The sequence below is a fragment of the Paenibacillus sp. NPDC057934 genome, assembly GCF_042887565.1.
Lineage (GTDB): Bacteria > Bacillota > Bacilli > Paenibacillales > Paenibacillaceae > Paenibacillus_AQ.
On the sequence record NZ_JBHVPB010000001.1, the window covers coordinates 67,012 to 83,698 of the forward strand.

The following is a 16,687-nucleotide window of genomic DNA, read 5'->3' on the forward strand; positions in this document are numbered from 1 at the left end:
GGGAGAAAATCGTAATGCTGGCATCTAGATGAATATGGATATAATATTGGCTGTGACTATTCCTAACTTGGATGCAACAATAGAAAAAATAAAATAGATAATGATGAATTAACCAATCGCTGTGATACAACAGCGATTGGTTAATTTTTATGATCGGCTGTTTAGGCCCTGCGAATGACGGTGATGGCTTCCTTCCCCGATTTTTGTGGGCAATGCCTTGTTCTCCTTCTGCTTTATATTTGTTTTTTAGCCGAATGACTTGCCTAACGGAAATCCCCAGCGTCATAGCTCCCTCGCTATTTGTCATATGTCCATCCACTATTTTCTGCACGACACGAATCTTTTTCAGTTTTTCTCTTCTCAATGTAATTGTCTCCTGTCTCATAGTAACATTATTTCAGAACAGTTATGGGATGACACTATCACAGAAGAACAACAGTTTTTTTAAAAAAACTTGCATTTCATCCGAAAAAGGCGTATAGTCTTATTTATCGGTGATTGAGATCATCACTACATAATATGCGGTCGTGGCGGAATTGGCAGACGCGCACGGTTCAGGTCCGTGTGGTAGCAATACTGTGGAGGTTCGAGTCCTCTCGACCGCATCATAGTTAGTTAATAATGAGCCCTTGAAATTGTCCTTACGACGATTCAAGGGCTTTTTGTTTTAACCGAACCGAAAACATCCGTTCTTTCTTTGTGTAAAAAGAGAGAGCGGTTGTTTTTTGTTGATTTACATTTTTTTAATGAAGTGTTGATTCTGTGCTGATATTTCTCCTTTAAAGTTGTGACATATTCTTTTATTTGTTGTGAATTTGTGAGATTGAATAGAAAAACACACAGAAACGGTCATGGACAAAAGGAGCTACCTATGAAGCGAATCGCAATAGACATTGATGAAGTCATGGCAGATACCGCCATCTCACATCTGGAGCTGTTTAATCTAGAACACGGTGATAACGTGACACTGGAAGAGCTGCAAGGAACCACCCTTGTTAACATTCGACCAGAGCGTCGTGAAGAAATCGAAAGCTACTATGAATCCGAGCAATTCTTTCGCCAGTTGAGTGTCATACCGGACAGTCAGGAGGTTATTCGGGAATTGCAGAAACATTACGAGATTTTTATTGCCACAGCGGCGATGGAAGTTCCTGCGTCGTTCCGGGCGAAATATGAATGGCTTAAGGAGCATTTTTCCTTCATATCTGACAATCATATTGTATTCTGCGGAGATAAGAGCATTATTCATGCCGACTATCTAATTGATGATAATGTGAAGCAGCTAAAGCGATTCAAGGGGACAGGCATCCTTTACAGTGCTGCACACAATATCTTTGAAACGGGATATACCCGGGTGAATAACTGGCTTGAGGTACAAGATCTGTTGCTTGGAGAACGAGCCGAGGTGACGCGGTGACAAGACATGGACGATCCTTGGGAACGCAGCGGCGGGAAAGTCCAGTGGAGCCGCTTGCTCACTGGCGGTTTACTCCTGATGGGGTTGAGCATGGAAGTCTGCTGAAGGAGAATCTTGTTCTGCGAGACTATAGCGGTAAAGGAAATCGATTATTACTTACCTCTGTAAACCTGATGCCAGGGCATACCGTTACAGCCTCTGACCTTTTAACCTGGGAAACAGAAGAGGGAGCAGAAGGGTTGGCTTTCCACAATGATCGCCTTCCCAAGGGCTCCGGTTATTATTTTTGGACAGAGCAAGAGGCTCCGTTGAATATGGAAAGCATGTTACAAGGCTTTACGATCGAAGCGATTATTCGTCTTCCCGAGCCTTTCGATGAAGTTCACCACAGCTGGATGGGTGTATTGACTCGCCAGGGGCAGGGAGCAGAACTTGGGCGAAGCGGTGAGCGTGAGGTCTTGTCCACTCTATCCGTATCGAACTGCAAGGAGATACAGTGGGTCAGCCATCCGGAGAATGTACACACCTCGACAACGAACTGGACGCGCCAGTTGGAGGCGGGAGATTGGTATCATGTAGTGATTGTCAATGATACACACCGTACCCTGTTATTTGTGAACGGCATCTGTGATTATAACAGCCCTTTGGAAGGCATTTCCGGAATCGCTGCGGCCAAGGGAAAAGGCTGGAACGTGGGCGCGTCCGAATGGGCTGGAGGAATCGATACCCTTTTCTCCGGGACGATTAGAGAGATTCGTGTTACAGGAGAAGCGCTCCATCCGGACGACTGGCTCTGTAAGATGGAGGCGGAGCAAGTGCTGGAAGGAAGCTTTGAGGGAGAGCCAGAGCTGCAGCGGGAAGAGAATTATCATTTTGTCTTTATTCCCGATCCTCAAATGCAAACCTATTTGAACCCGGAGATGATTGAGGCCCAAACAGCCTGGATTGTTAAGCATGAGAATAAATTGCAGCTGGCTATGACCGCCTTCGTCGGTGATCTGGTACACCGCAGTGAGGTCGAAGTCGAATGGAAGCGTGCCTCGGCTGCCGTTGCCATACTTGATCAAGGTAAGGTTCCTTACATGATGACAGCGGGCAATCACGATTACGATGAGCATCATACGTATTTACACTATTTTGGTCCTGAACGATTTCAGGATAAAAGCTACTACCGTGGTGCTTCACCCTCTCGTTACAGCTCTTATGGGTTGAAACCGGCAGGAAGCTACACCTACTTATGGCTGATGGTTGATATGGAACATCTAGAGAAGGACATGGACTGGTGCCGGGATATTCTCGAAAGTCATCGGAATTATCCAACCATCCTGGTCTCGCACGATATTATGTACACGACCCGGCTGAGGGCCATGAATCTTCCTGAACTATCAGAGAAGGGTGTCTTGATCTGGAAGGAACTCGTACATCCCTACGATCAGGTGTTCATGACCGTGAACGGACACTTTAACGGTAATGTGCATCAGGTGCGTAAGAATGCCAGTGGGCAAGAGGTCATTCAGATCCTCGTCAATTACCAGGATCGTTATAGAGGGGGAAATGGTTGGTTACGGCTTGCTGAATTTGATGAGGTGGATAACAGGATTAGATTCAGAAGCTTCTCGCCATGGGTAGCATCGCTGGGAGTTTATGAGACTTTAGAGTACCCGGATTACCGGTTTCTAACCGGCCGGTATGACGAGTTTGAGTTGGCACTTCCATTCAAAACAAGATTTGCATTTGAGTAAGGGGTACAGGAGAGGGGAATAGAAACAGATGTCATTGTTGGCTGAGGAACGAAGAGACTTCATTCTCGAACAAATCGATGCTCATGGAAAAGTAAGGGTAACAGTGCTCGCTGAACAGCTTAAAGTATCGCAAGAGACTGTTCGCCGGGACCTGTTCCAATTGGAGGAAGAGGGGAAGCTGAAACGGGTCTATGGTGGAGGTGTCAAGACACAGTACGAAAGTGGGGAGCCGCCGTATCAACAGCGCAGCATAATGAATTATGAGGCCAAACAGATCATTGGGGGCAGGGCGGCAGAGCTGGTTAAAGATGGAGATACCATCTTTATGGACACAGGAACCACCATTTATGAAATGGCCAAAGTCTTAAAAGGTAAAAAGCAAATTACCGTCATTACAAATTCATTAACTGTGGCTAACCAGCTTTGCGAATCTATCGCCAAGGGGCTCGTGCATGGCCGAGCTATCTTGCTGGGCGGAGAACTCTCACCTTTTCAACGCTCCGTAAGCGGGTATCTGTGTCAGGAAATGCTTAAAAATTTCTATGTGGACCATGCTTTTATCTCTATAGGCGGGATTTCCATCGATACTGGAATTAGCGATTATGACTTGAACGATTCTGTGATATCTAGAATGGTGATGAATAGCGCCAAAGAAATCATTGTACTGGCGGATCACAGCAAGGTAGGCATTCAGGCTAGTTATCATTTGGCTTCACTTGAGAAAATCGATGTAATTGTAAGTGACAAAGTTTATCCTTCGCTTTGGGAGGAAGAATTGGAGCGTCAAGGCATTACTTGGATCACCGCCGGTCATTCTGAATGAAGAAGCGCCTGTAAGGAGGAGAATGAACCATGAATATGAAACTATCGGCTGCTCCTATGAAAAGTAAGGGTATAGAGAGAGCTGACGGCAGCAGGCCCCGGATCTGGAATCGGTTGATTGGCCATTATCAGCTTTATCTGATGCTATTGCCTTGTATCGCATTTTTCATTATTTTCTCTTATATTCCTATGGGCGGAGTGGTTCTGGCCTTCAAAGACTATCAGTTCAACAAGGGAATATTCGGAAGTCCATGGGTTGGATTCACATATTTTGAGATGTTCTTTGAAGATCCGTTTAGTCTGCAAATTATTAAGAATACAATCATTATCAGTCTAATGAAGGTTTTTCTGGCCCTGCCGTTCCCGATTTTGCTCGCTGTGATGCTCAATGAAATCAAGAGGAAGAGGCTGCTGCATGTGTTTCAGGGTATCGCTTATCTGCCTCATTTTCTGTCCTGGGTTATCGTAATCGGCCTGGTACAGCGGATTCTTTCACCCGACACCGGTCTGATTAATCAGGTGATTTCTTGGTTTGGCGGTGACGGGAGCACCTTCTTTTTGATGAAGGAAAATGCGTTCTATCCGGTCATGTTCTGGAGTTATATCTGGAAGGACATTGGCTGGAGCTCGATCATTTATTTTGCAGCTATTGTGGGGATAAATCCGGCCTTGTATGAAGCAGCAAAAATTGATGGCGCAGGGAGATTTCAGCAGATGTGGCGTATTACGCTGCCTGGTATCCGTCCTACCATCATGATTATTTTCATTCTATCTCTAGGTAATATCTTATCGGCAGGATTTGATCAGATTTACCTGCTGAGAACACCGGGCAACATGAATCTTTCAGAAATTCTCGATACGTACCTCATTCATATGGGACTTGAGAGCGGACAGTTTGGATTCGGCACAGCTCTGGGTCTAATGCAAGGCTTTATCGGTCTGATTTTAGTACTAGTGGTCAATCGGATATCTCGTAAATGGTTCGAAACTTCATTATGGTGAGCTGGCGGACGTTGCAGTTTGGCCTTTCACAATAGACAAGCTAGGGAGAGGGAGAAATCAACCATGATTAAGAAAAGTTACTCCAATTTGCTTCTGCTTCTACTGGTATTTGGAATGGTGTTAACGGCATGCGGAGGGAATGACTCTCAGAGTAGTTCTAATTCGGATACCGATTCGGCCAAGAAGGCTGGAAAGCCTGCAACCTGGATCGCGGACCGTACAATCAAAGGCTTGATCTTCATGGGCAGCGATGTAACAGAAGAGATGAACCCCGACATTATGAAGAAGCTCAAGGAGATGACAGGTATCGACCTGCAGATCCAGGCTGTAGGCTTCGACGACTCTACGAAAGCACTGGCAGCCGGGCTGGCTTCAGGCGATCTGCCGGACTTTATCGGTTACTATCTGAATGATAGCGGCCGTCCGGAAATGGGGCTTATCAACAAGGCAGCTTCGGAGGATATGTTCTATGATGTCGCTCCAATGCTGAAAAATACAAAGGTATACAGTAAATATCTTGAAGATAGCTATCTTCCTATTGATACGAAGTATGGTGTGATGTTCCGGCCTGAATATAACGGTGCTGCTTATAGTGTGCACATCAATATTCCAAGAGAAGGCGGATATGGGGTTAGGAAATATATCTCGGGACCGTATATCCGTAAAGACATTGCCGATGCCCTTGGTGTAGACCCGCGTAAAATTACAACCTCTGAGCAGCTTTATGAATTGGCTGAGAAGATTAAGGCAGGCGGATTCAAAGATAAGAACGGCAAGGCTGTATTTCCAATCGGACCTTTTGGGGAGGCTCTGACCGACAAGGGTTATATAACGACCTTGTATGGACAGGCTTTAACGGTGAAGGCTTTAAGCGCGACGCTAGCGGTAACATCTTGCACGAGAGTCAAACAGACTATGGTCTAAAGCGTGTAGAATTTGTGCAGAAGCTGCTAAAAGAAGGATTGATGCATCCGGAGTATTACACAATGGAAGAGACTCGTGTAAAAGAAGGTGTGCTTAATGATTCCTTCGCGATTGTGGGGGAAATGCATAATTACGTTGACGAAGACAAGGATGGCCGGTATGTTCCGCTGGGTCCGCTGAATTCGGTAGACGGTCCTTATCAGATGGATCTGACTTATAAAAGCGGATACGGTGCATGGTCCATTCCTAAAGCCACCAAAAATCCGGAGGATATTGTGAAGCTGGCTGATTTCCTCGCTACCCGTGAAGGTAAGCTGCTCTGGAATTATGGCCTTGAGGGCCGGGATTATGATTTGAATGCCCAAGGAAATCCGGTGCCAAAGAAACAAGTGCTTGATCTGCTGCAAAAAGACCCGGTTAGTGCAAAGAAGCTTGGATTTTCAGGGGTCGGTAACGGTTGGGGCTGGTTTCTTGGGGGTACAGATGTAGATGATCTCAAGGATTTTGGTGAGGCAACCTACGGAGCCAATGAGACTCCAGACCAAGATAAAGTACCACTTGAACTCGCTAAATACTGGGGATATGACGAAAAACGGAGTCAAGCGAAAGTGAAAGACGGCTATTCAGCACTTGCCTTCCTGGGAGAGTTCAGCAAAGGGAATCAATTGAGCATGGCTCTCGACAAGTACAAGGAGAGTGTGGTTCGAGCTTATTATGCTAAGGACATGACAGAGGCCAAGACGATACTGGATGCTGCGGCGAAGCAGCTTCAGATTGCAGGGCTTGATGATTACATCAAACTACTAGAGGAAAAAAGTAAGGACCCTAAAACCCAGCTGCTCTTTTAATTCTGTATGACAACGGGGGATACATGGCATGAAGAAAGCTTCGATGTTTTCCACAGGTATGGAAAAGACAGTAGATGTGATTAATTACGGATTATTGATATTGTTGAGTCTTAGTATCCTATTGCCGCTTATTAATGTACTTGCGCTAGCCTTCAACGTGGGATCTGATGCGGCAAAGGGAGGCATTTATTTCTGGCCAAGAGAGTTTACACTAGAGAACTTCCGTGAAGTATTCAACCAGTCCAATATTCTGAATGGGTTTATGATTTCTATCTTTCGTACGGTAGTAGGTACCTTTCTGAGCGTGATCTTGACATCTATGGCCGCCTACGCGCTGAAAAGCCGTACTCTTCCGGGGCACAAGCAGCTGACCTTCCTGATTTTTTTCACGATGCTGTTTAGCGGCGGAATCATCCCTTATTATATTGTGCTCAAGAATCTTTCGCTTACGAATAGTATCTGGGTGTACATTATTCCGGCATTGTACAGTGTGTGGAACATGTTGATTATGCGGTCATTTTTTCAACAGACACCGGAAGGTCTGGAAGAAGCCGCACGAATCGACGGCTGCAGCGACTTTGGCATTTTCTTTCGGATTATTGTCCCGGTCAGTAAACCTGTTTTTGCCACCATTGCATTGTTTAATGCCGTAGAGCACTGGAATGATTGGTTTACAGGCGCCTTTTATGTCCGTGATTCCAACTTAAAGCCACTCTCTACGGTACTGCAGGAGATGTTGACGAAACAGCAGGCGCTGTCAGATACCTTAATGAAAGCGAGCAATCCTGCACAATTGCAAATGCTTGATAAAATCCAGGTTACGGGTACTTCCTTGAAGATGGCTACGATTATTATTGTAATTACACCCATTCTGATGATTTATCCACTGCTGCAAAAGTATTTTGCCCAAGGCGTGATGATTGGTTCGATAAAAGAATAATGCTTGAAAGGAAGGAATTGAACGTTGCCGGATGAACGTAAAGATCGGTTGAAGAGTTATAGTCTGCTTTCTCTGACTTGGCCGATATTTCTGGAGAACCTGTTCGGAATGCTGCTTGGGATCGTCGATACGATGATGCTGAGCGGCTACTCCGATACAGCGGTTACGGCTGTGGGATTGGCCAATCAGGTGTTGACCATTGCCGGGATGTTCTTTGGATTTCTGACTGTAGGTACTGCTGTAGTGTTGAATCAATCGCTGGGTGCAGGCAGGCTGCAGGATGTGGAGAGAATAAGTGCGCTTTCTCTTACGCTTAATGTAATTCTTGGCCTTCTCATAAGCATCACTTTGTTATTGTGCCCTGGTGTTTTTCTTAATGTGTTCAAATTATCGGGCGGGATCATGGAGCAAGGCAAGGTCTTTCTGTCGATCGTTGGTAGTTCGATGCTAATGGTTGCCATTAACATGACCTTAGGTACCATGCTCCGCTGCCGCGGCATCGTGAAGGAAATGATGCTGGTGTCCCTGGCTAGCAATGTTATCAATATTATCGGGGTGTATATAGTACTTAAACATCCCTTTGGTATGCCGGTTTTAGGTGTAGGAGGCGTAGCTGCTTCTACCTGGATCTCAAGGTTGTTCGCATTGCTAGTATTGCTTATATTATGCAGTCGCAGCCTGCCTCATCGTGTCCGGCTGCTTCCACTAAAGAGCTTTCGGAAAGAAGATATTCGACTATTGTTTAAGCTGGGGCTTCCATCGGCAGGCGAACCTATATCGTATAATTTGTCACAGGGTGTGATTACCTATTTTATTTCCGTGCTAGGGGTAGCAGCGTTAACGACCAAGATCTATACACAGAATATAACCTCATTCGTTTTTGTGTTTTCAATGTCTATCGGCACGGCTACCCAGATCATTGTCGGTCATTTAATCGGCTCAAACCACAAGGAGGATGCCTACCGTTCAGGGCTGCGAAGCTTAAAGACCGGGCTACTCGTGACAACGGCTGTAAGTATTTTGCTCTATTTTATCTCAAGTCCGCTACTTGGATTGTTTACTTCAGACGCCGGGATCATTTCACTAGGCCAGAAATTATTCCTGTTATCCATTCTTCTCGAGCCGGCCAGAGCCTGCAATATGGTGCTGATCAGTTCCTTGAATGCGGCAGGAGATGTGCGGTTTCCGGTTCTCATCGGGATCATTTCGATGTGGGGGATCAGTGTACCGATGGCATTTCTATTTGGCGTGGTGCTGCATTTTGGCTTGGTAGGTATCTGGCTTGCCTTTGCGATTGATGAGTGGATCAGGGCTTTAATGATGTTCTACCGATGGCGAAAGCAGGCCTGGAAGCGGCTAGTGATCGTCCCACAAGAACATCTGAATATGTAAAAAACCAAGAACCACATGCGAGCGTATGCTCGGTGTGGTTCTTGGTTCGTTGTTATTTTCGAACCGAGAGAATGAACTTCTCCAGCGGTCTTGTATCGGTGATGATCCCATTACATTTATGGTTGTCCATACATACGTATTGACCAACTGCAGAATAATTATCCGGCGAAGCGTTCGCAGGTTTGGTCTTGACCGAGAAGAAAGCAAGTTCTTGATGCCGATTGCAGAACAGGCAATACCCGCTCTTATGGGTCGGCGTAATTCTTCCCTCAATCCCAATGAACTGACCTTCGAATGGATATACAATGAATAATTTATTCGTAGCGATATCTACCCAGCTTAGATAAGTCACAAATCGAAAGTCGATGGATGACAGATCAGGTGTCTTTAGTTTCTTAATCTTAGGGAACAGCTTCTGAATTTGTTTTAGCGTAATCGTCGGATATGACTCTAGGTAAGGCTCTAATGCGCTAACATATCTCTGGAAATCATAGCCCGACTCTAAGGTCGAGATTTGTTCCAGCATCTGCTGCTGTTCCTGCGTAAGAGAAGGAAAAGCTTCAGTAACGATTGTTCCAGCACGAAATCTTACGGTTTCCAAAACTCTACGGTCTGCGACGGTTCGCAGTGTGTTTTGAAGGAATTCACTTTGTTTCTTAATAACGTTATATTGGTGGTTTCTAATGAATGGTGTATTCATAGCCTTTCAGCCCCTTATTTTTAATGGGAAAATATAAGGTGCAAAGCCCATTATTAGAAACGATAATGTTAAGTTTGGGCGATGAAATCTGTTCTATCGCACCTCACACAAAGTATCGCCCTAGTATTAGGCTTTGCATGAGGACACCCTAGCTAATGAGCAATTCTGCGTTGCCATGTCTATACAACCCCCTGTCACATATCCTATCAAAAGTATAGCATATGAGGCGAAAAGGCACAAAGTGCAGGGGAGCATCTCATCACCTGAACACAGATAGAGCACTATATACTAGTAGCAAAGCCATCACAATATTAAACGCTTTTTGATATTTTAGCAGAAAGCTTTGGAAAAGAGAGCCGAACAGTGCCCAGCTAAAGGTGGCGAGAAAGCCTACAAAAGCAAGAAAGGCAGCAAAGCCTATCAATTTGAAGTTCGAGTAATGGTAGGGTGTGATAAAGGTGGAGATGACAGTAATTCCATACAGGATCACTTTGGGATTAATGAATTGCAACAATAAACCAGAGAAAAACGAGTTGTTATTGGGAGCAGAATCATCTCGTTGCTGGAAGCTGCTTCTAACAATTTTCACGGCCAGGTACAGCATATATAGACATCCCAAAATGTTCATCCCAACTTTTACGCGTGGAATAAAATGGTATAATACCAGGTTGAAATAGCTGGAGAGTAACATAATGGCTAAGAAGCCTGCACCGACGCCTAAAATAAAAGGCATTGATTTTCTCAGGCCCATCCGGCTGGCATTGGACATGGCCATTATATTATTGGGGCCTGGTGTAAAGGTAGTAACGATGACATACGACAAAAACGGAATAAATGACATGCTTGGAACCACTCCTCAAATATATGCTACAATTGAACAGAATGTACGTCATAACACTCTTGTGCTTAATGATTGTACAATATATACGTTATAACGCACAATAGCAGGGAGTTGAGTATTTTGGATAATATTCAGTTGATCTTCGCTAAAAATCTGAAAGCTTTGCGCAACCAGAGAAAGCTCAGCCTGGACAAAGTATCTGAATTGACAGGAATAAGTAAAACGATGTTGGGGCAGATCGAGCGGGGAGAGTCCAATCCATCGATTACAACGGTATGGAAGATTGCAAATGGGCTAAAGGTTTCGTTCACTGCTCTGATCAATCAATCCCAAACGGAAGCGGTGGTTGTGGCTAAAGAGGATATTCAATCTCTTACTGAAGAGGAAAAATACCGCTTGTACCCGTTCTTTCCTTATGACGATGGAAGAAAATTCGAAATCTACACGGTAGATATTGATCCGGGAGGGGAGTTAATTTCCGAGCCGCACCAGGAGGGGACCGAAGAATACATTACTGTATTTGAGGGGGAGATGGCGGTACTTGTTGGTGAAAGTGAATATATAGTTAAAGCAGGTGACGCTATCCGTTTCAAAGCGGACAGACCACACTCTTATTTCAACAGGGAAAATACAAAGTGCCAAATGAATATGGTCATATACTATGGCGGTAATCACTAGTGTCGAATAGACCGAACAATGGGGAAAAGGCTTCGTCTGAAGCATAGCATAACAAGAGGCTCGTAAACCTGCTTTTGCAGACGTTTACGAGCCTCTTTATGATTGTTATTCAAATGTATCAAACAAACTACGAACGGTAAGCTGCTCTTTAAAGGCTTCCAGCGTCAACGGCTCGGACAGACTGTCTTTCGAGACGGTGACGGTTTTCACGGCAGAAGCAGACAAGTCAAAGATGTTATCGCTCCAAAGGGAGTCCACATCGCTTAAACTAAGTTCCACAAATTTGGCGAGCGACTCGCTCTTAACTTCAACGATGAACTGATCTTTCGTCTCAGCGACAGAGGTATTGATGTGTGGATCAATGTAATTAAAATGCTTCGATTTAACAAACAGTACAGTGCCTCCACTGACCGATTGACCATCTACGGTATATTCGAATTCCAGGTAGCTTTCTCTCAGCTTCTGCTTGGTATCCAGTACAGAACCGAAATCCAGGTTGGTGATCTCCTGCGTGGAAAGAGCATCTACAGATACCGCCAGCTCACCGCTCTGAATGAGTTCGGAACGGGTATTCAGGAGACGCCAGCTTAGGTGTCCTGTAGTTTCGTTCAAGGTTTCGTTGGTCACATGCAGCGAGACAGTGGTTCCTTCTTCGCAGGCAGAGGCCAGAATCGGCGCGAAGAATCTTTTGGCCGCATAATGACCGGCTTTCCATCTGCCGAAATAGTCCAGGCTGGACCAGGAAGCTACCGGCCAGATGTCGTTCAGCTGCCAATAAATCGCGCCCATACATCTTCCGCGGTTTCTTCTCCAATGCTCGATCCCATTGCGCATGCCTTCCGCCTGTATTAGCTGGGAAACATACAGCAGGTTGTCGAAATCTTTCGGATACTTAAAGTATTCGCTGATATAGTACAGAATCTTCTCATTACCGGTACCGTTCTTCTGATGAGACTCCATGACATAAGAGAAAATATTCCGGTCTTCAGGCAGCGTGAATGACTCCACAGTTTTTAAGGACGGGAACGACTGTAATCCGAACTCTGACATGAAGCGCGGGAACAGTGTTCTGAATTCGGTGATCGGCTTGCGTCCGTGCCACACATCCCAATAATGCATATCCCCAATGTTCTCATTGTTCGGGTCATCAAAGTTACCCGTGGAAGAAGGGGAGGACCGCCAGTAGAAGGTGTTCGGATCAAGCGATTTGGACAACTCTGGCAAATACTCTTCGAATTGCTTGAGATAGTCTTGTTTCAGCTTATCGCCGTAACGTTCGCCCCAGCCCCAATATGCCCAGGCGTATTCCAGTTCATTGTTGCCGCTCCACAAGCCGAGGGAGGCATGATGACGGATTCTTTTCATATTATCGATCGTTTCTAGCGTGATGCTGTCTTTGAACTCGTCGGTAAAATCGTAATTTCCACACGCATACATATGATCCTGCCACACAATCAAGCCATACTGGTCGCACAGATCATAGAAGTAATCATCAGCATAATAGCCGCCACCCCATACACGGATACAGTTGTAGTTAGCTTCGACACAGCTTTTAATCAATTTCTCTGTCTTTTCGAAGTTGATCCGCCCGAAGACGTTATCTTCCGGAATATAGTTCGCGCCCATGGCGAAGATGCTTCGGCCGTTGACTTCAAACTCGAAAGACTCGCCCCAAGTATCTTTGACTTGCTTGACGGTTAGTGTGCGAAGACCGATCGTAAGTGTCTTGTCATCAATAGCCTGAGTCCCCTTGAACAGCTGCACCTTTAAAGTGTAAAGCGGTTGACTGCCATAATTGTTCGGCCACCAGATCTGCGGGTCAGCAATGTCCAGTGCCAGGGAAGCTTGAGGTAGGCTGACAGGCAATTCCTGTCCATACACTTGTCCATCCGGGGACTCTAGCGTAGCCCGCAGGGTAAGCTCAGTGTCTGACCAATGCTGAAGATCTACCTGAATATCCAGATTGACCTTGTTCTCGTGATGTGTCTGGGTCACATATACATCATCAATTCGCCCATTGTCATAGCCGTGAATGGTGATGTCCCGCCAAATCCCCGCATCGGGAATTTGCGGACCCCAATCCCAGCCGAACATACTGTGCGCTTTACGGATATGGGAGATACCCGGCACGGCATCGGCGCAGCTGGACAGATGTTGTTCCTTTTCTTTTTCCAATGCATAGAGGGTTGCTGATTTAATGAGAACATGGATCACATTGTTTCCGGGAACCAGCACATTCTTAACGTCAATCTCATAAGTTCTATGCATGTTATCCGCTTTCAAAACAAGCGTACCATTTATAGAAAGGTCACATAGGGTATCCAGCCCCTCGCAACGCAGCAGGACAACATCATGCTCCAGAAGGTCTTTTTCCACTGAAAACTCTCTGGCGTATTCAAAATCGGATTTGGACAGCTCCAGCGCGTCATATTCATTATCTCTGAAGAACGGGTCTTCCATTTGGCCAGCCTGGAGTAAATCATTAAACACAGAACCGGGAACATTACCGTTGATCCATTCCGCATCATTCGTTTTTTTCATTTGCCATATACCGCTAAGTGTTAACAATTGCATCTGCATTCCACCTGCTTTTTAAGAATTTTATTGTGCTATATTGGTATATAGTATCAGCTGAATATCACGAGAGTCTTGTATTGTTTCATCTTTTTTTGTGCTATATTAACATAACATGAGGTGAGGAAAAGTGACGCAAGCTACTCTTTTAAAAGCTGAAACGTTGATTGACCCCCAGGTACAGTCCACTTTTCATATTGAATATTCGATTAAGCACACCACACCGCTGCACTATCATGATTATTATGAAATTTTCATTATTACAGAAGGCAAATGCGTTCATCATATTAATGGTGAGGCGCAGGTTCTGGAGCCTAATACGATGGTGTTCATCCGCCCGGACGACCTGCATTGGTATGACTTTTATGAGGAAAGTGACTGCCAATTTATTAATGTTAACTTTTATAAAGAAGTGGTGGAGGATGCTTTTCATTATTTTGAAAATTCCGTCTTTGCCGGGAAGCTGAAAGGCCTGGAGATGCCGCCTTATGTTGTTCTGCCGACTTTCGATATGGAGACGCTCGTCCACAAGAGCAAGCTGATCCATCTGTATACGAGTATAGACAAGCAGAGGGCGAGGATTTTAGCGCGCAGTTTTCTGACGGATGCGTTGACCTACTACTTTTTCAATGATCAGGATCAGAACCAGAAAGCGATTCCTCAGTGGCTGAACGCGCTTCTTATGGAGATGCAGAAGAAAGAGAACTTTACTGGTGGCCTTAACCGCTTGAACGTAATTTCCGATCATAGTGTTGGCCATATCAATCGTGTATTTAAGCAATACCTCCACACGACCCCGACCGCTTACATTAATCAATTGAGGCTCGGTTATGCCAAAAATCTTTTGCTGACCACGAATTTGACGATTCTGGAAATCTCTTATGAAGCAGGCTTTGATAATCTTAGCCACTTCTATCATTTGTTCAAAATCCACTACGGCGCTTCACCGGGAAAGATTCGTTCCCGTTAGGAAGCTCAGTGTGATTTCTGTATCATATATAAATTCAATAATGCATAAAATCATTTTATCGCGGACCCAATTGAAGTTGTGCATTATGCACGGGCCACTCTGAGTAACAACTTCAATGGGTACTACGAAAAATGAAATGGAGGAAGGGAAAATGTCCATAGTAACTAAAAAGAATAAGTGGTTAGCCAGGGTCGTTGCCAGCTGTATGATTTTCATATTCATATGTTCTTCTTTTGCTTCTGGTATCAAGGCCGCAGAACTCGCTCCGCAATTTAAAGTCATAGCTTTTTACAACGGGACTTGGGATGCAGCCCATATCAGCTTTGTAAAAGAAGCAAACCAGAGATTCCCCGAGCTTGCCAGTAAGTACAATTTTTCTTACGAGTCAACAAATGATTGGAGTAAACTTAATACTTCGAATCTTTCTCAGTACAAGGTTGTTATTTTTTTAGATGATGTACCCCCGGCCGCCCAGAGACCTGCATTTGAGCAATATATGAAAAATGGCGGAGGATGGCTGGGATTTCATGTTAGCGCTTTCACGACGAATCCTTCGTCATGGAACTGGTACTACAACGAATTTTTAGGATCAGGAGCCTTTAAATCGAACACGTGGTTCCCAACGCCAGCTACTTTGCGTCTCGAGAACAGTACCCATCCTGCTACTCTTAATATGCCAGCAACATACAAAACCCCCGCAAGCGAATGGTATAGCTGGTCGGTTGATTTGCGTACCAAACCCAATATTGATATCCTATACTCCATCGATCCTGTGAGTTTTCCTCTTGGCACCGATCCCAACCAATCTTGGTACAGTGGTTATTACCCTATAGTTTGGTCCAATAAAAATTATAAAATGATGTATGCCAATATGGGTCATAATGATATGAACTATGCAACTAACACAGCGAAATCCTATACTTTTTCTGATGAGACGCAGAATAAACTTATTGTTAATGCTCTTTTATGGATGGGGGGCGGCCAACAGCCTAGCACCTCCTTTAGTGTGCCTGGGACGATAGAAGCTGAGAATTATACCAGCATGTCTGGGGTACAAACTCAGAGCACTACGGATACAGGCGGTGGCCTAAATGTCGGATGGATCGACCCAGGCGATTGGGTGACTTATCCCATCAATGTAGCTTCTTCTAATACCTATAAAGTAAGTTACAGGGTAGCTAGTCTAAGTGGCGGCGGGACCATTCAAGCAGAGAACGGTACTACGGGTCAGGTATTTGGTTCTGCCCAAGTTCCTTCTACAGGCGGATGGCAGACTTGGACCACGATTTCCCATGATGTAAGTCTTCCTGCTGGAGAGCAGCTATTAAAATTATCGTTTCCCTCTGGAGGGTTTAATCTGAACTGGATTAAAATCGAAGAGAAAACACCGAGTATAAAAATTGAGGCGGAGAATTATATTGACAGTTATGGCGTTCAGAAGCAAGACACAACAGACGTTGGTGGAGGGCAGAATGTTGGATATATTGACCCTGGTGACTGGATGACTTATTCAACGCCAACGCCCCTTTCTCCCGGGACTTACACGATCAGCTATAGAGTAGCTAGCCCGAATGGCAGTCAAATTCAATTTGAACGGGCTGGTGGAGGAGCTATATTCGGTACCATAACAGTTCCAGCTACGGGAGGATGGCAGAACTGGACTACCGTCTCGCATGATGTCGTGCTAACATCTACAGAACAGCAAATTGCTTTAGCTTTTCCAACCATAGGCGGCTTAAATGTGAATTGGTTTACGATTACTAAGAAGTAACAGGTCCGAGTCCTCACGACCGCATCATAGCTATACATTAAAGTTCGTAAATCTGCTTCTTTAGCA

At 45.0% G+C, this 16,687-nt stretch carries 14 protein-coding genes, 1 tRNA gene and 1 pseudogene; 12 read left to right on the top strand and 4 right to left on the bottom strand.

Translation table 11 applies throughout. The features are described from left to right. Positions 1-181: 181 nt before the first annotated feature. Positions 182-364 (bottom strand): annotated as a pseudogene (locus tag ACFVRY_RS29380) (helix-turn-helix domain-containing protein); the annotation flags it as partial. Between the two features lie 157 nt (positions 365-521). Between ACFVRY_RS29380 and ACFVRY_RS00300 the strand changes: the two are divergent. The 9 genes from ACFVRY_RS00300 to ACFVRY_RS00340 all read left to right on the top strand — a co-directional run bounded on the left by ACFVRY_RS00300 (position 522) and on the right by ACFVRY_RS00340 (position 9,087). Then, positions 522-605: transfer RNA gene (locus tag ACFVRY_RS00300), tRNA-Leu, on the top strand. Between the two features lie 266 nt (positions 606-871). Beyond that, on the top strand, positions 872-1,417 hold the full coding sequence (locus ACFVRY_RS00305) for a 5' nucleotidase, NT5C type (RefSeq protein ID WP_387495798.1): 546 nt from the start codon (positions 872-874) through the stop codon (positions 1,415-1,417). Positions 1,418-1,434: 17 nt separating this feature from the next. Further along, positions 1,435-3,159 carry a LamG-like jellyroll fold domain-containing protein gene (locus ACFVRY_RS00310; protein ID WP_387495801.1) on the top strand — a complete coding sequence of 575 codons (1,725 nt, stop codon included), beginning with the start codon at positions 1,435-1,437 and terminating at the stop codon, positions 3,157-3,159. Positions 3,160-3,187: 28 nt separating this feature from the next. Beyond that, positions 3,188-3,982, top strand: a complete 795-nt coding sequence (locus ACFVRY_RS00315) for a DeoR/GlpR family DNA-binding transcription regulator (RefSeq protein WP_387495804.1) — start codon at positions 3,188-3,190, stop codon at positions 3,980-3,982. A gap of 35 nt (positions 3,983-4,017) precedes the next feature. Continuing rightward, positions 4,018-4,983 (top strand): ABC transporter permease, encoded by a 966-nt coding sequence (locus tag ACFVRY_RS00320; protein WP_387497699.1) that lies wholly within the window; start codon positions 4,018-4,020, stop codon positions 4,981-4,983. Between the two features lie 63 nt (positions 4,984-5,046). Next, on the top strand, positions 5,047-5,907 hold the full coding sequence (locus ACFVRY_RS00325) for a type 2 periplasmic-binding domain-containing protein (RefSeq protein ID WP_387495807.1): 861 nt from the start codon (positions 5,047-5,049) through the stop codon (positions 5,905-5,907). Continuing rightward, positions 5,877-6,755 carry a type 2 periplasmic-binding domain-containing protein gene (locus ACFVRY_RS00330; protein ID WP_387495810.1) on the top strand — a complete coding sequence of 293 codons (879 nt, stop codon included), beginning with the start codon at positions 5,877-5,879 and terminating at the stop codon, positions 6,753-6,755. Before ACFVRY_RS00325 ends, ACFVRY_RS00330 begins: the two co-directional genes overlap by 31 nt. A gap of 28 nt (positions 6,756-6,783) precedes the next feature. Further along, on the top strand, positions 6,784-7,695 hold the full coding sequence (locus ACFVRY_RS00335) for a carbohydrate ABC transporter permease (protein WP_387495813.1): 912 nt from the start codon (positions 6,784-6,786) through the stop codon (positions 7,693-7,695). Positions 7,696-7,719: 24 nt separating this feature from the next. After that, a complete protein-coding gene (locus tag ACFVRY_RS00340; protein ID WP_387495816.1) occupies positions 7,720-9,087 on the top strand; it encodes an MATE family efflux transporter in 1,368 nt (455 codons plus the stop codon). Between the two features lie 52 nt (positions 9,088-9,139). Here ACFVRY_RS00340 and ACFVRY_RS00345 read toward each other — a convergent pair whose 3' ends face one another. After that, positions 9,140-9,787 (bottom strand): FusB/FusC family EF-G-binding protein, encoded by a 648-nt coding sequence (locus ACFVRY_RS00345; RefSeq protein WP_387495819.1) that lies wholly within the window; start codon positions 9,785-9,787, stop codon positions 9,140-9,142. 259 nt (positions 9,788-10,046) lie between these two features. Continuing rightward, positions 10,047-10,628: a LysE family transporter gene (locus tag ACFVRY_RS00350; protein WP_387495822.1), complete on the bottom strand. Its 582-nt coding sequence runs from the start codon at positions 10,626-10,628 to the stop codon at positions 10,047-10,049. A 117-nt stretch (positions 10,629-10,745) separates the two neighbouring features. Here ACFVRY_RS00350 and ACFVRY_RS00355 point away from each other — a divergent pair, with 117 nt between their 5' ends. Then, entirely contained in the window at positions 10,746-11,306 is a 561-nt protein-coding gene (locus tag ACFVRY_RS00355; RefSeq protein ID WP_387497701.1) for a helix-turn-helix domain-containing protein, read from the top strand. 105 nt (positions 11,307-11,411) lie between these two features. On the opposite strand, the gene ACFVRY_RS00360 is transcribed toward ACFVRY_RS00355, so the two are convergent. Further along, positions 11,412-13,880, bottom strand: a complete 2,469-nt coding sequence (locus ACFVRY_RS00360; RefSeq protein WP_387495825.1) for a beta-mannosidase — start codon at positions 13,878-13,880, stop codon at positions 11,412-11,414. 130 nt (positions 13,881-14,010) lie between these two features. On the opposite strand from ACFVRY_RS00360, the gene ACFVRY_RS00365 reads away from it, so the two are divergent. After that, on the top strand, positions 14,011-14,850 hold the full coding sequence (locus ACFVRY_RS00365; RefSeq protein ID WP_387495828.1) for a helix-turn-helix domain-containing protein: 840 nt from the start codon (positions 14,011-14,013) through the stop codon (positions 14,848-14,850). A gap of 151 nt (positions 14,851-15,001) precedes the next feature. Further along, positions 15,002-16,621: a carbohydrate-binding protein gene (locus ACFVRY_RS00370; RefSeq protein ID WP_387495831.1), complete on the top strand. Its 1,620-nt coding sequence runs from the start codon at positions 15,002-15,004 to the stop codon at positions 16,619-16,621. The last annotated feature ends 66 nt before the right edge of the window (positions 16,622-16,687 follow it).